Raw genomic sequence first — 13,951 nt, 5'->3', positions numbered from 1 at the left:
AAATATTTCTGACACTTCTGTTCTCTTAAATATTGCAGAGAGATTAGGTTATTTTAGAGAACAGTTTATTGATGTCATGATGCATCAAGACACTTTGTCGTTGGTGAACTCTGACAATAAGTGAGCTAAAACGCTGGGAATAAAAACAATCCCTTCCATTCTAATTGATAATGAATCTCTGGTTTCGCAAACATTGACGCTTACTCAATTAGAAGCTTTGTTTAAAAAACTTAATATTGAAAAGGTTTCCAACTAGAGATTGATACGAAAATAAAAGAGAACCCGAGCCATATTATATTTTGATTTTAACAACTGATGCCAATGAACAATATTAAATTTATTGCCATAAGAGATATGCTTAAGTTATGGCAAAGTTATGGTTACCGTAAAGTTCAAGGAAATGGTGTTGAGTGGGGGATCACCAATGGATGGCCCTTTAAGATATGGATCAATCGCAAAGAGAAGTGTTTTCAGGATTTTGCCGCGGAGATCGCTAACCTGACGATTCAGTATCCGGGTTTTTCTTTTTGTTTTTGGGATGTAGGGGAAAACAGTTGCCAGTTAGTTGAGCAAATCACTAAACCGGGAATGCATTCCCCTATTACCAGCTTGCAATCAATGCATTTAAGAATGGATTACTTTTCATATAGGACGGAAGACCCAGTATCAACTAAAATTAATATTGTACCTGTTCGTCAAAGTGACGTGGAATTATGGTGTCATTACTGTAGTCTTGGGTTTAATTACAATGTTGACCCCGAAGCTGTTAGCAACGCACTTAAGGATATCAGTAATCGCGTTTACTTCTTGTTATTCAATGGCAATGTATGCGGTGGTGTACTTATTCGAAAGGAGTACAATGTAATGGGAATTCACCAGTTCTTTGTGCTCCCTGAATTGCGAGGAAATGGTTTGGCGAGAATCTTTTTACAGAAAATATTAACAGAAGACGCTAGTCAAGATGTCACCCTTTCGATTTTGCAGGCTTCATCAATGGGGATTGGTCTGTATAAAAAGTTTGGTTTTGTGAATGATTTTGAATTGTATTCGATCAAACTTTTAAAAGAAATTTGGGATCCTTGTGAGTAAGATATCGATAGAGCAGTGGAGAATGTTTGTTGCAGTAGTCGATTGTGGTGGCTTTGCGCAGGCAGGTGATGCACTCTATAAAACCCAGTCAACTGTTAGCCATGGTATCAAGAAACTTGAGAACACATTAAACAAAACATTATTTGATTTGTCTGGACGAAAAGCGACATTAACGCCATTTGGGGCCAGCTTATTGAATTCCGCCAGATTGCTGGTGGGACAAGCAGACATTCTCGAAAAAGAAGCAATTACCCAAAAACGAGAAGTTAACCCTACCATTTCTATCGCCGTCGATACACTGTACCCAAGAGCAGAACTTTTCTCGGCATTACAGCGTTTTGGTCTTTCCCATCCCGACTTAAATATTCAACTGTATGAGACTGTTCTTTCCAGGTGCGGGGAATTACTCGATGATGGCTCAGTGGACATAGGGATAGCAAGTAGAATTCCGAAAGGGTATTTAACTCAACTGGCCTTAACAGTTGATTTATTTGCCGTGGTACATGTTGAACACCCTTTGGCAAAGCGCACTGGTATCGAATTAAAGGAATTGGAAAATTATCGTCAGGTAGTAGTCAGAGATGCAGGGCTTAGAAGCAATTTTAATTCAGGTTGGTTAGGGACGAATACCCGTATTACAGTTTCATCTATGCATGAGGCTATTGCGGCGGTAAGAGCTAACCTTGGATTTGCATGGATTCCTAAATCTTATTTTTCGGACAATGATTTTTTAAATAATTTGGGTATCACTTATTTACAATTGGCTCTTGGAGAGACTCGTACTGTGGCATTACAGTGTGGTGTGAGACCTCAGATCGCGGAGTTAAATTGGGCCAAAGAACTGCAGAATCTATTAGTTGTAGCAGTTTCAAAATAGTCCTCATTGTGAGTGTCATTTAGCTTATCGCCGTTAATAAATCAGCCTGTTTTTTTCTTTGCCACAGCGTATCTTTTGTCTGAATCTCTGCTCATTAAAACGATAAAACCGTCTTTAGTTGTAAAATCCTAATAGAAGGCAGTGAAAGCTCCAAGATATGCTCCCATGTTACCTAAAAGTCCCATGCTTTTTCCCGCTGTTTTTCCGAAATATTTTTGTCGGTTTGAGGGCAAAACATTGCTTGATACATTTTTGTTGACAGCAATGGTCTGCCAGATGAGTCTTAATTATTTTAAATTGCTTTCTGAAGCTTTGTTAACGGCAATGTAAAAATGACCCATGCCTTGATATATACATCAAATTCTGTACAAATAGCTCGCGAGAATGTTGATATTTGGGTGTTAAAAAAAGGGCTAACTAACCTAATTACCACGGGAATCAATAATTAAATGCTCAGTGTTAGCCCTTATAAATTGAATTCTGTTCTTATGAATAGACAAGTGAGCAACATTTTTTATTCTTATGTCTTGCTGTCAAATTGAAGATTCAATTATTTCAATCAGGTCGTTTTTCTTCTTTGATACGGGAAACTCGGTTCCACAGTCGACGATTAACTTCAATAGCCCTTTTTCATTTGACCTTATTTCCGAAATTACATCCATTCTGACAATGGTAGAACGATGAATACGTATAAACCCGTGACCTATTAGTTTGTCTTCGAACGACTTTAAAATACCTCTATGAAATATTTTACTGCCGTCATTCATGTGTATTTCCACATAGTTTCCTGCAGCCTTGAGATACCGGATTTGGTTTTTATATAAAACTCTCACTCTGCCTGATTCTGATAGCAATAGTCTGGAAGGACGATGGTAACCATTTGTCGCGATACTGTGCACCCGAGGAGCATTTCTGCTTGCGATGGAGAAACTTTTAAAATGGCTTGATATAACGCGGTGGACTTGTTCAGTGTTTAGTGGTTTAAGCAGATAATCTAAAACAGGGTAATTGAGCTTTTCGATAATTGAGCACGTTCTATCCATCAATAAGATGACTTTACTGTTGGTGGATATATCTAGAAGCTTTATCAGTATCTTTTCATCTATACTATCTAAATTGATAAAACCACCAACTAATACGCCATCAATTGCCTTTTTAAAAGTTTCTTCAATATCATTTTTAATAATCTGATCGGATTTTATTCCAGAAAGAATTAGGGATTCAATTAATGTTACTCGAGATAATTGTTCGTTATCAATAACAAAATAATTTTCCATTTTTTACTTCCATATATCTAAAAATTTTAAAAGCTAGATTGAGCAGCTGGAATAATTTCTCAGTTAAAAGCTATAGAGATTACTGAACTTAATCTATCCGAGTATTAGTGAAAAAAAGTGAATGTTTTGGTGAGAGAACTTGGTTTTGTTATAAGACTTACTCTGCTTTTTCAAGAATGAATATTTGGAAAAAGAGGGGCTTCACGACAAAAAGGAGGGGGTTGAGCACTTAGGTGGCGAGGGGGTTTAGTTCGCGTGCTATAAGCCTGTTTTTTAATGGATTAACAAAAGACTAATGGATAAGTCATTAATATAAAAACAGAAGGTACACAAACACATGTTCAAGAAAAATAAGATAAGCTTAATGGTTTCCGCAGCCTGCTTACTGTCGCCCTTTGCTAATGCACAAGAGTCTACTGCCCCCACAGCAGATTCGGCTACAAACGTTGAAAAAGTCCAGGTTACAGGTTCTAGAATTAAAAGAACCGATATGGAAGGCCCCGTTCCGGTTGCCGTTATTACTAGCGCGGATATAGCTGCAACGGGAAGTATCAATGTTTCTGATATCCTTAAAACTCAACCCGTTACAATTTCTACTAATAATACTTCTAGTACTACGTTTTCAACTAGTTCTGTAGGTGTTAATAACACCGCCCTTAGAAATCTCGGTGAGTCTCGCACATTGGTATTGGTTAACGGACGCAGATATGTTTCAGGGTTGTCGCCTTCAGTAGGTTACGCTGTAGATTTAAACTCTATTCCTGCTCCAATGATAGAGCGAATTGAAATACTTAAAAGCGCATCATCCGCTGTTTATGGTTCGGATGCAGTAGCGGGTGTAATCAATATTATTCTGAAAGACGACTTCGAAGGGGTTGAGTTAAACAGCCAGGTGGGTATGTCAGAAGAAGGGGATAGCGAAAGACATCTATTTAATGTAACAGCAGGTGGCGCTTGGGATAGCGGCAATGCCTGGGTTTCAGCTGGATTTGATAATAGCCAAGGTATTCGAGCGTCTGACAGAGAGTTTTCTAAGAACGATATTGCTGTTCTATTAGATGAGAATGGTGAAGAGTATTATGGGAATGTCTTTTCCTCTTATCCGCCACAGGGGCGAGTAGGCGGTTATAATGGCGACGGTACACCATTTACTTATTCATCAGATCCAGAAAACTCAGATGGGTTTAACAGAGGATCATATCGTCAGTTAGTAACACCTTTAGAGCGAAAATATGCAGCGGCAGGTGCAAGATACGAGCTTTCCGATGCTGCCAGTTTATTTACGGAAGTACAATGGAACTCCACCTCTACTAAAGACTCAACTATTGAGCCTTATCCATTTGATATGAATGATATTTGGATTCCGGATCGTGGCGGAGTCGGTGGACTGGATGTGAATTCGCCGCTGCTACCTGAATTATTGAGAAACAACTTAATTAATGATGGGGTGACAAATTTAAATCAGGTGCCATGGGTTCGCAGAATGGTTGAATTTGGAGCACGTTCAACAGATCTCTCCAGAGATACCGTCCGTATTGCCGCCGGTGTTGATTTTGAGATTAATGATGATTGGGCTTTAGATACCTATATTACTTGGGGAAGAACGCAGCAGTCGCAGGAAAACGGTGGGCAAATCAATTTAGAAAGAGCGCGCTACGCATTGGATGTGGTGGAAGGTCCAAATGGTGAGCTGCAGTGTGCCGATGATATTGCGCGGTTGCAGGGTTGTGTGCCTTTTGATGTCTTTGGTGCTGGTACCATTTCTGATGAGGCTGTTAATTATTTGAAAGTTCCCGCCAAAACTTTTGGCGAAGTTGAGCAGTTAGTCATCTCTGCTGTCTTAACGGGCGAATTACCACTTGAACTAGAAGGTGGATATTCAGGTGTAGCATTCGGAATTGAATATCGGGATGAAAAAGGAGCATATAGCCCGGGTGATTTGGCGCAAACAGGTGCATCTTCCACGAATCAGTCTTCTCCAACAAATGGCGAGTTTGACACCCTGGACGTTTTTGCAGAGTTAAGCCTGCCTTTGTTAGAAACATTGACGTTAGATTTAGCTGCCCGTTACTCAGACCATTCAATTGTTGATGGGCAATTTACTTGGAATGTTGGCGTTGAATATCGCCCAATGGAAACATTAATGTTGCGTGCATCGGCAGCAACTGCTGTTCGTACTCCGAATATCAGTGATCTATTCGGTGGAAGAGGTGAAACGTTTGCTGTTGTTGCTGACCCTTGTAATGGCGTAACTGCTTCAGATACAAGTGTGGTGGCACAAAACTGTTTGTCTATTGCCGGTGTAATGCAAAGAGTTGAGGAGAATGGTAGCTTTACATTAAGCCAGGTCGAAGCTCAAAGTGCTGGTGGAACCATCGGTGGCAACATTAATGTAACTGAGGAAACGTCAGATTCCTGGAGTTTAGGTTTGGTCTATGAAATTACAGACAACTTCTCTGTTACCATGGACTACTACAACTTTGAAATCGATGATGCAATTGATACAACATCTCGCTCAGTCGTGCTACAGAGATGTTTTAATCAATCTCCTGATACTTTTGATGCAAGCTGTGGTGGCGCTGCGCTGAGAAACGCTGGAGGCGTACTTACTGAAGTTCACTCTGGGACTTCAAATGAAAACATCCTAAAAACATCAGGTATTGATCTGGAGCTTGATTATACCCAAGATTTATCTTTCGGTACTCTTAAAGCCGGATTAATTTGGAACCATATCTCGAAATATGAACAGATTGGCATATTTGATGGGAGTGTTTTGGATTACAAAGGCGAAGCATCAAACCCAGAACATAGAGCTGCAATTAATTTAGATCTATCAACAGGTGATGTAGCTTACAGTTGGAGAATGCGCTATTGGCATGATGTTGTTGATTCCACTGAAGGTGAAAACTTTAACTTTTCAAGTTTTGGTGGCTTGGAAAAGCACAACAATATCTCTGCTCAAATATATCACGATGTTAGTTCCTCTATTATGGTGAGTGATCATATGGAGGTAAGAGTAGGTGTTAATAACGTGTTTGATAAGCAGCCCCCATTATTGGGACAAGGTACAAAACATGGTGGAACCGGGATTAATACATACTCAGCAGCCTATGATGTTGTAGGTCGGTATTATTATGCTGGTGTTTCATATACGTTTTAAACCTGCTATCTAATCATTGAGCCGCTCCTTGTGAGCGGTTCTTTGGCGTTAATTTTTTGGATTAAAAGCAGATTTAAACTGATATATATGGCCGTCTGGTGGCTTAGCAGAACGTAAAATTTAGAGATTAGAAGAGCAACTTGGTCTGTCAGTTATATATATTGATTGGCTTCATTTAGCGTTATGAGAACGTTCAAATCGTGAATGTTATAGGGACACTATGTGCCAAAAGCTGCCGTTCGGGGGCTGATGTGAATGGCTGCTATTCTTCCAAACCGGACATTGGGCATATCAGGTTTGATTGGCTGTATTGCGCCAATAGCTGTCGTTCGATTCTTTGAGATGGGGACTGCTTGGTACGTAAACCGGCTATACAATTTTGCTTCCATGAAAAATGGAAGATGCTTCTCGGTGGTAACGGGTGTTACTATGAAGTCTCAATAATAGGCTGTTAGCTAACTTTTAAACAAGGTTGTCAATGAACTATATAGATAGTGTGAAAGTAGATGGTTTCTGGGGTGAACGAACTCTAGAGTTTGATTTCCACGATGATGTTAATTTTATTATCGGAATAAATGGTTCTGGTAAAACAACAGCTATAAATATAGTTGTATCAGCATTGACCGCTAATTTCCATGAATTGGACAGGTTGGAGTTTAGTAAAATCACAATTAGACTTAAATCAAAAAATAGCAGAAAAAAACCCTCTATTACAATCAGTAAAACTGCCGAACAAGACAAACCTTTTTCTTCAATTGTTTATGAAATTAAAGAATCGGCAAGTGAAAAGCCAATAGTAATGTCTCTTGATGATTATGAAGAGCAAATGATGCTGAGACGTTACCCTAGACATATATTTGAACGTGAGCTATATCGGAGGCAAGGTTATAGCGTTTCTTCTTCACTAAGAAAGTTGGCAAACGTAAGCTGGTTATCTGTTCATCGTTCAAATGTGAGCCATGAAGATCGAGATTCTGATGAACCAGTATCTAGTGTGGATAGAAAGCTAAAAGAGTTATCAAATAGATTAGTTAGATATTTTTCTAGCTTGGGTAAAGAAGCTTCAGAGCAATTTGTTAATTTTCAAAAAGAAGTTTTTCTATCAATGCTATACAGAAAAAGTAACAAACCATTTTTTTCTACAGCAAAAAAGATAGATATAGAAAATGAAAAGAAAGCTCTTAAAGGTATCTTTGAACAATTCAAAGTTGAACCTAAAGAATTTAGAGGGAAATTAGATAGTCATTTTGACGCTTTAGGTAGAGCTCAAGAAAAACTAAATTCTACTGGTGAAAATATTGGGTTAAATACAACGGATATTTCTGTATTGATTGGAACAGAACGAATTGATTACATTGTAGATGAATGGAATGAGTCAATCAGAAAGAGAGAGGCCATTTTCCGACCAAGAGATATTTTCTTAAAAATCATTAATTCAATGATGCAGCGCAAAACTTTTACCATTAATGATCGTAACGAACTACAAATTACAACTCAGTCGGGAAAAGATCTCCCTATACATAGATTATCTTCGGGTGAAAAACAATTACTTATAGTTTTGGGAGAGGCTCTTCTACAGGAAAAGCAATCTTGGGTATATATTGCCGATGAACCTGAGCTCTCTTTACATATCCGCTGGCAAGAAAGCTTGGTTGAAAATTTAAGAGCTATTAACCCTAATTCACAAATTATTTTTGCAACTCATTCTCCTGATGTAGTTAGCATTTTTGATGACAAAGTGTTTGATATGGAGAAGATGTTTTAATGCCATTTACTAGAACTAACGCTGGAATATCGAACCTACCTCTTTTTTATGGTGCAGAAGTAATTGTTTATACCGAAGGCGGTGATAAATCTTTTTCTATTCAAGAAGTAGAAGAAGGCAAATTTAGTACTAGATCAGTGGATATTAAGTTTTGGAGTGGAGTTTTTAAAAGTTATAACTTTGGTAAAAAAGTCGAATTTAGAGCCCTTGGCTCGAAAACTGCCTTAAGAATTATTTGTGAGAAAATTATGGCAGGAGAAGTCGCAAACACCATAGTTGCTAAAGATAGGGATCTTGATCTTGATGAGGTAAGCCATTTCGATTCGCCATGTATACTATTTACGAAAGGATATAGTTGGGAAAATGATGTTTTCTCTAAGCTATCAACCATAGAGCAAATTGAAAGCATGATATTAGAACAAAGTATGCCAGACGAACTACTTAAAGAGATTGAATTTTCTTACGATAAATTTAAAAATATTGGGGCTAGGCTACTGAGGTTAGAGGTAATCTTTAGAGAAAGTAATAAAAAATTCATTACGGATGTTAGTGGTGAGCGATTTTTTAATCCAAAAAAAAGCGCAAGCATAAATAGGGATTCAATAATTTCATTTATTAAGGAAAAAAAACAAGAGATACCTCGCCCTGCTTTATTGACCCAAGATATTTCAAGCTTATGTCCTATTTTAAATAATTATGGAAAGTTATTGGCTAGTTTGTCTTTGAATGTCATTAATTACATTTGCAAGCAGCATTCGGACTATAAATCCATCCCTAAACAACTGATAGAAAGGAATATGATTAATCGCTTTATAAATCAACAGTCAACAAACCCTGACGAATATTACTCTAATTTAATTGCAAGGCTTAATGCAGCGTAAGCTAAAAAGTCAATTAAGTAGAAAAAATAGTTGGCTTTGCTTCTGTGTGCTAATTTAAACCAACTATTTTTCATCTCTGATTTAGGCGTTAAACGCCCGGTACTTGTCTTTAGCGGCTGTCCAGTTGTATTAAATGACTATCCGCTATGGTGTGTTAGTAGTCAGCCATCTGTTGCAGTGTGACTGACCTCTTTCTTAAAGCTTCAGTCCTTCTCGAAACTGGCACCTCATACCACTGCATGGCCATTTAAATACCTTGGAATACATCTTGAGTTTTCAGGTAAATCAATACCAATTTTGATTCTGTGGCTCAGTTGGAGCTGAAAGCACATAGGGCTCAATACTTTAAAGTGAAGTATGCTTTTTACGTATATTCATCTTTAGACGCTAGTTCGGCTAGTTCAAAAACTTAGATGCCATTTTGGCAAGCCTCCAAGTGGAGGCTTTTTAAGTCTTTGTATTATTTTAGCGAAAAATCAACTTTTATCACGCCACCTTTATAGAGTCCCAAGTAGAGTGTGTCTGCAGATTCCGAGTGGCTTGCTGCCATACTGTACACTCCGCCAAAAAGCTCGTCTTCTTTATATTCGAACGATTCCCAGTTGATACCTGAATCTCTGCTAACTTCAACAATTAATGGTTGAGGTCGGTCATAATTTTTGTTCCAACCCGCGGTGTAAAAGGTTTCTTCAATGTCTTGAAAAACCGCGAAATCAAAATAAAAGCGAGAGTCCTCGTTAACATGTAGAGGAAACCAACTATCTCCCTGGTCATCACTATAGACAATTCCTCCTTCACCACTTACGTATACTCTATTAGGGAATAACTCTGAAAATTCTAAGCTTTTTACTGAACTTGGAACCGGCAGTACGTCGTCAATAGTTGAAACTTCAAAAAGTGATAAGTCTGTCTCTGAATACCTTCTTAGTATGGGGTTTTCAAAGGCTCCCTGACCACCGTACCAAATTTCATTGGAAGATGTGTTTTTAGTTAGTAATGAAGTGCCTCGCGCAAAACCATTCCAAACGCCAGCCAACTTTTGCCAATGCTGACCAAAATCGGAGGAAATCGCCAATGCATCATAACCACTCCCGTACAAACTGCCGTCATCATAGAACAATTTGAAAATAGGTTCATTCAGTTCGGATTGTAAATTTCTGTTGTGCAACCCGAAGTTGCTACGTACATCTACCCAGCTTTCTCCATTATTTGTACTTTGACTAAGAACGTTTCGGCCACGAAATTTATAGCTGATTACGAAGTGAGAGTGGTCAATTACAACAATATCGTAAATATCCCAATTTTCATTACTTAATAACTTCCATTTTTCATCGCTTTCATGAAGGTAGAAGCCTTGGTCAGTGGCCGCGTAAAGCTTTTCATTTTTCAATATGAGCTTTTTCACAATTAAGCCACTCAACCCCATTTTAGTAAACTCTGGCGGAGGCTGTTTAATTGGGCTTTGAGCACTATTGCATGCTGCAAGACAAAAAATTAAAGGTATGAAAATCATTGTTAGACGAGAGCTTTTCGCTTTGATTGCTGATTTGCAATATGCAATAGAGAAAATAGAAAACATTATTTAAAACACCTGTAAGAGAAATATTGGGGTTACTAATTTAGCCGACATATCGTGAAGTTTTTGTCAATGTACTGAACTCAAAAAGAAATGGCTCTTGAACGATGTATAAAGAATCAAATTCACAACTAGCCTATCGTATTTAACTGTGGGCTCTACTAAAGCGGCATAAACTGTTCACGTTTTTTTCACAGCTCTGGGATCAGAATACTTATTCAAGTTCTAATACTGACCGTAGGAGTTATATGGTAGCTGTAATCTATCGCTGGCGATTGCCTCAATCAGACCTATCACAGTTTGCAAAAATCTGGAGGGAGACGACAAGCCATATCCATAAAACCGTGAAAGGAGCAAAAGGGAGTACCCTATTTCGTTCTTTAGAAGACGAGCAAGAAGTGTATGCCATTGCAAAATGGAGCTCCTATGAAGATTGGCTGAGGTTCTGGAACAAAGAAACTCCGGTAGAAATGGAACATATGCATTTGATAGCTGAGAGAGTGTCAGTTGAAGTGTTATCAGAGGTGGACGATTGCTCTTTTATTTAGTTTGGGGCAATTAATAACTTAGAAAACTATCGGGCTAACAATTAGTACTTCTACTTTTTTATCTAATGGTTCAATCCAGCCCATACACACATCGCTCAAAGTCAATAAGTGTTTGGTTGGCCGAATTTACCATAAATAAAATTATCGAGAAGTTAGTTTAAATAAAGATTACCTAGTATGAAAAATGAGCTCTATTTCGATCACCCATTGAAACAAAACTGTCGAAAGTTTTTAAGTAGACATAAGCCTCTTAGTCAGCGTGCGTGGATGGAGAGAATTTTGAATATGGAAGAGCTCGATTTGGATATAGATAGTTTTGGGCATGGTCCTGCTATATCACTTCTTGAACAAAAGCTGGCCAATATTCTTGGAAAAGAAAAAGCAATGTTTTTTCATAAGGGAATGGTTGGTCAGTTGTGCGCTCTTAAATATTGGTGCTATAGAAGTTCATGCAATAGCATAGCCATACATCCACAGTCGCACATTCATAATGATGAGGAACTTGCATATAAAGAACTTTTGGGATTAAAAGGATATTTTTTGGGGGGATTAAACGAAGCCTTTGACTCAAAGGATATCTATTCTTTGCCAGCCAGGTTGGGGGCTATATCTGTCGAGTTACCTGTCAGGCGCGCCGGCTTTGCACTTCCAAATTGGGAGAGCCTTCTCAAGCTACGGGCGTACTGTAACGATACCAAAATCCCATTGCATATTGATGGGGCAAGGTTATTTGAAGCAGCTTATGAATTAAATAAAACATGCTCAGAAGTCGCAAACCTGGCGGACTCATTATATGTCTCTTTGTATAAAATTCTGGGAGCAATGGGAGGTGGCGTATTAGCAGGTAGTGAACAATTAATTGAAGGTGTAGGGGAAGATAAGTGTCGATTCGGTGGGGACATTAATACTGTTTTTCCTTATGTGATTTCTGCTTTGTGGGGTCTACAACATCATTTTCCCAGAATTTCTACGTATTGCGAAAATGCACATAGTTTGGCTGCCATACTTAAAGAACAATTTGAGCCCAAACTAAATATTTCAGATGTTCAAGGTAATGCATTTGTTATTGAGTTTCCTTTCCCCAAAAGTGTTGTTGCGTCTGAATCTCTGGAAATTGCCTCACGGAACAAAACATGGCTATTTGATTCTGTATTACAGGGGAGGTATCTACCGACTCGGGTTGAAGTTCAGATAGGAGACGCTTTTGATGAATGGAATGAGAGCGAAGTCATAGATGTTTTTTATGACCTTGTGAGTCGTTGCGAGCGACAAATTGGATGAAAAAGGAAGAAAAAAGTAAAGAGTTAACCACACTGGCTCAGCAAACAGATAAGCTGATGGGGTGGGTGTTATGTGGAGCCTGGGGGGTTAGTCTTGCTTATGCCAATGTTAATTCTACATGGGGTGAGGCTATTGTTCTGGGATTGCTAATAAACTTCCCTGCATGGGCTGGGATCTTTTTCAAACCAGGTCAGCCGATCACTCGTTATTTTGTAACCACCTCTTTGTTGCTTCAGGTGGCATTACATGTTCAGCAGTTAAATGGCATGGTGGAGGCTCATTTCGGATTCTTTGTCATTATAGCTGTTCTTTACGCTTATAAGGATTTTAGGTTATTCATTCTGGCGTTCGCTGTAACAGCTACGCATCATCTTTTGTTTTTCTTTTTACAGCTTGGTAATACAGGTGTACTCCTTTTTTCAGCGGATAACTTTTCTATGATTATAGTTATTCAACATGCTTTTTATGTTGTTGTTGAATGCCTTATCCTCGGTTATCACTCGCATCGTTCGAGATTTGAGCAGGAGCTTGTTTTTACACTTGCAAGAGTAAATGGAGAGCAGGTTTTAGACTTCACCCAAACACCAGTAAGTTCTTCGAATCCATTATTAAGGACTCTTTTTTCTGTTTTAAATAAAACACAAGAGACCCTTAATCAGGTAAATCTATCAAAACGAATTGTGTCGAATGCGTCAAATGAGGTTTTAGACTCAGTAAATATCATGAGTGCAAACATTGAAAAACAAGGTGGAGCGACAAAAGAAATCCAAAGAGTTTCGGATAAGATAAACGTGACTTTTGAAGGGATGGTGACTTCAGCAGACAAAGTGAATAGGGAGATTGGTGACGTTAATAATCAAAATATAAAAGTGTTGAGGCTAATGGATACATCAATCGATTCGATGCATGAGCTGGCGACTTTTATTGAAGATCTGGGAGAGACAGTCAGAAAGCTATCGGATTTCGGAGTAAATATTAGTGATATTCTAAAAGTCATTGATACGCTAGCTGATCAAACTAATTTATTAGCTTTAAACGCGGCAATAGAGGCAGCAAGAGCAGGTGATAAGGGGAGGGGGTTTGCTGTAGTTGCAGATGAAGTTCGTGCACTAGCTTTAAAAACACAGGGCTCAACAATGCACATTCATGAGGTTTTAAAAGAGCTTCTTGAAATTGGCAGCTTGGCTGTTAGTAGCACTCATTCTTGCAAGCTTAAAGCATTAAATAGCTTGTCTCTTGGTGAAGAAGTAAAGTCGGCGATTTTGTCTACTCAAGAGGTTATAAAGTCTCTGACAGAAATCAATGGGCAGATGTCTGAATCTTTATCTTTACAGAAAATTGAAATTAACTCTATTGCTCAGACTACGGGTAAGATAAATCAAGTCTCAAGTAACGGGGCTGCGCAAATATTAGCCTTAGAGAAGGTGAGTAATAGTTTGGTTTTATCTGTTGAACACTTAGAACGGCATATGGCTGGCTTTAAATTGACAATTTAGT

General features: G+C 38.5%; 10 protein-coding genes. 8 read left to right on the top strand and 2 right to left on the bottom strand.

The features are described 5' to 3' along the window. Positions 1 to 321: 321 nt before the first annotated feature. Positions 322 to 1,089 (top strand): GNAT family N-acetyltransferase, encoded by a 768-nt coding sequence (locus tag LJ740_RS10095; RefSeq protein WP_229528975.1) that lies wholly within the window; start codon positions 322 to 324, stop codon positions 1,087 to 1,089. Continuing rightward, on the top strand, positions 1,082 to 1,966 hold the full coding sequence (locus tag LJ740_RS10090) for a LysR family transcriptional regulator (RefSeq protein ID WP_324255607.1): 885 nt from the start codon (positions 1,082 to 1,084) through the stop codon (positions 1,964 to 1,966). Before LJ740_RS10095 ends, LJ740_RS10090 begins: the two co-directional genes overlap by 8 nt. Positions 1,967 to 2,499: 533 nt before the next feature. On the opposite strand, the gene LJ740_RS10085 is transcribed toward LJ740_RS10090, so the two are convergent. After that, the gene (locus LJ740_RS10085) at positions 2,500 to 3,243 is read right to left on the bottom strand and encodes a LytR/AlgR family response regulator transcription factor (protein WP_229528973.1); all 744 of its coding nucleotides are present in this window, start codon (positions 3,241 to 3,243) and stop codon (positions 2,500 to 2,502) included. Between the two features lie 337 nt (positions 3,244 to 3,580). On the opposite strand from LJ740_RS10085, the gene LJ740_RS10080 reads away from it, so the two are divergent. From LJ740_RS10080 to LJ740_RS10070, 3 genes are all read left to right on the top strand, one after another. Next, positions 3,581 to 6,403: a TonB-dependent receptor plug domain-containing protein gene (locus LJ740_RS10080; protein WP_229528972.1), complete on the top strand. Its 2,823-nt coding sequence runs from the start codon at positions 3,581 to 3,583 to the stop codon at positions 6,401 to 6,403. A 478-nt stretch (positions 6,404 to 6,881) separates the two neighbouring features. Further along, entirely contained in the window at positions 6,882 to 8,168 is a 1,287-nt protein-coding gene (locus LJ740_RS10075; RefSeq protein WP_229528971.1) for an AAA family ATPase, read from the top strand. Next, complete coding sequence (locus tag LJ740_RS10070) at positions 8,168 to 9,049, top strand: hypothetical protein (RefSeq protein ID WP_229528970.1); 882 nt, start codon at positions 8,168 to 8,170, stop codon at positions 9,047 to 9,049. Before LJ740_RS10075 ends, LJ740_RS10070 begins: the two co-directional genes overlap by 1 nt. A gap of 460 nt (positions 9,050 to 9,509) precedes the next feature. Here the strand turns inward: LJ740_RS10070 and LJ740_RS10065 are convergent, their stop codons facing one another. After that, positions 9,510 to 10,628 (bottom strand): sialidase family protein, encoded by a 1,119-nt coding sequence (locus tag LJ740_RS10065; protein ID WP_229528969.1) that lies wholly within the window; start codon positions 10,626 to 10,628, stop codon positions 9,510 to 9,512. Positions 10,629 to 10,873: 245 nt separating this feature from the next. Between LJ740_RS10065 and LJ740_RS10060 the strand changes: the two genes are divergently transcribed. From LJ740_RS10060 to LJ740_RS10050, 3 genes are all read left to right on the top strand, one after another. Next, positions 10,874 to 11,173 carry an antibiotic biosynthesis monooxygenase family protein gene (locus LJ740_RS10060; RefSeq protein ID WP_229528968.1) on the top strand — a complete coding sequence of 100 codons (300 nt, stop codon included), beginning with the start codon at positions 10,874 to 10,876 and terminating at the stop codon, positions 11,171 to 11,173. A 177-nt stretch (positions 11,174 to 11,350) separates the two neighbouring features. Beyond that, positions 11,351 to 12,454, top strand: coding sequence for a threonine aldolase family protein (locus LJ740_RS10055; protein WP_229528967.1), 1,104 nt, complete (start codon positions 11,351 to 11,353; stop codon positions 12,452 to 12,454). Next, complete coding sequence (locus LJ740_RS10050) at positions 12,451 to 13,950, top strand: methyl-accepting chemotaxis protein (RefSeq protein WP_229528966.1); 1,500 nt, start codon at positions 12,451 to 12,453, stop codon at positions 13,948 to 13,950. The genes LJ740_RS10055 and LJ740_RS10050 overlap by 4 nt, the downstream gene beginning before the upstream one ends. The last annotated feature ends 1 nt before the right edge of the window (position 13,951 follow it).

Source organism: Planctobacterium marinum (assembly GCF_020687805.1).
Classification (GTDB): Bacteria; Pseudomonadota; Gammaproteobacteria; order Enterobacterales; family Alteromonadaceae; genus Planctobacterium; species Planctobacterium marinum.
This window is presented reverse-complemented; position numbering and strand designations above follow the sequence as displayed.